We start from the raw sequence: 1,340 nt of genomic DNA, 5'->3' as shown, positions 1-1,340 counted from the left end.
TCGAAGCTTTCGGTGTTGCGGCGATAGGTGACCTCGTCGTCCGCCGCGCCGTCGATATAGTCGAAGATCGGCCCCGGCAGCCGCCGTTGCGCCATGCGGCGGAAATCGGAAAAATTGTGACAGTCGCTGAGCCGCATCATTGATTTCCAGACGTCATATCGTGGCAATCGCTTCGCCACCGTTTGGTGCGTCGAATATCAACCTGTTGTCTCCGTGCCAACGGCCTAATTGCCGAGCCGTCCCACGAGCTACAATCGCCAGCACAAAAAGGGGCGCCCGAAGCGCCCCTTTCGTCGGAAACCGGCAGCTAGCGAAAAATTACATGCCGAGATCGGAACGAAGCTCGGCCTTGGCCACGTCGTATTCGGCCTTGAAGTCGTCCCGGTTGAGCAAGACGGCGGCGATCACGCTGCCGGAAATCTTGCCCATTTCAACATCGGACGCGTAATGGATACCGCCAACCTCGCGATTGTGGGCGTATTCAGCCGCACGCGCCATGATCTCGGCGCGCTTTTCCGGAACCATGTCAGACAGGATGATGCCCATCATGGTGCCGACGGTGGCGTGGCCGGAAGGCCACGAACCGGAGCTGGACAGCTTGACCGCGGGCTTGACGAGGTCGCTGAGCTGGTGCGGACGCGGGCGCTTCCAGACATCCTTGGCCGGATCGACGACGGCGCCTTCGGTGGCCACCACGCGATCGAAGAAAGCACTGAATTTCGGCAGTGTTTCCTTGTTGAACTTCGGCCCCATCACATTGGCGAAGCGCCAGACATTCTCCTCGGCGTCGGCAACAGCGCTGGCCACCATTTCGGGCGTGCGCGTCACCTGCAGCGTCAGCACCTCGCCAAGTTCGGCCTTGGTCTGCGCCGAATCGTTYGCCGGCGGYGGCGGCAGRATCATCGTCAGGTCGAYATCCTTGTTGGTGAYGAAGGGYTKKGCGTCTTCKGCYTGSGCGGCCGAGCCGAGGATGAGCAGCAGCAAGCCTGCCGCGAGCGATGCGTATCTTTTCATGGGGGGCGATCCTTTGGTGAGAGCGGCACAGGATCGCCGGATGCGGTGACGGCCATGTGACACCACAGGCCTCCCCAAATGCAAAGGGCGCCTTTCGGCGCCCTTTTTTGATCGTATGGCTGTGCGCGGTTTAGTGCGCCACGCCTTCCCACACCTTGCGCTTGGTGAGATAGACCAGCGCACCGAACAAAAGCAGGAACACCAGCACGCGGAAGCCGGTCTTCTTGCGGTCTTCCATATGCGGCTCGGCCGCCCACATCAGGAAGGCAGAGACGTCGCGGGAATACTGGTCGATGGTCTGCGGCGCGCCGTCGTCATAGGTCACC

At 61.3% G+C, this 1,340-nt stretch carries 3 protein-coding genes; all 3 read right to left on the bottom strand.

Annotated elements, in window-relative coordinates; genetic code table 11:
- Positions 1 to 137 (bottom strand): alpha-hydroxy-acid oxidizing protein (locus tag ACXJ7R_RS32965; RefSeq protein ID WP_457155449.1); only part of this gene is annotated, 137 nt, incomplete at its 3' end.
- 181 nt (positions 138 to 318) lie between these two features.
- Positions 319 to 1,014 carry an acid phosphatase gene (locus ACXJ7R_RS32960; RefSeq protein WP_457155448.1) on the bottom strand — a complete coding sequence of 232 codons (696 nt, stop codon included), beginning with the start codon at positions 1,012 to 1,014 and terminating at the stop codon, positions 319 to 321.
- A gap of 130 nt (positions 1,015 to 1,144) precedes the next feature.
- A partial coding sequence (locus tag ACXJ7R_RS32955; RefSeq protein ID WP_457155447.1) for a cytochrome c1 occupies positions 1,145 to 1,340 on the bottom strand: 196 nt, incomplete at its 5' end.

The sequence above is a fragment of the Mesorhizobium sp. P5_C1 genome (assembly GCF_054049815.1).
This window is presented reverse-complemented; position numbering and strand designations above follow the sequence as displayed.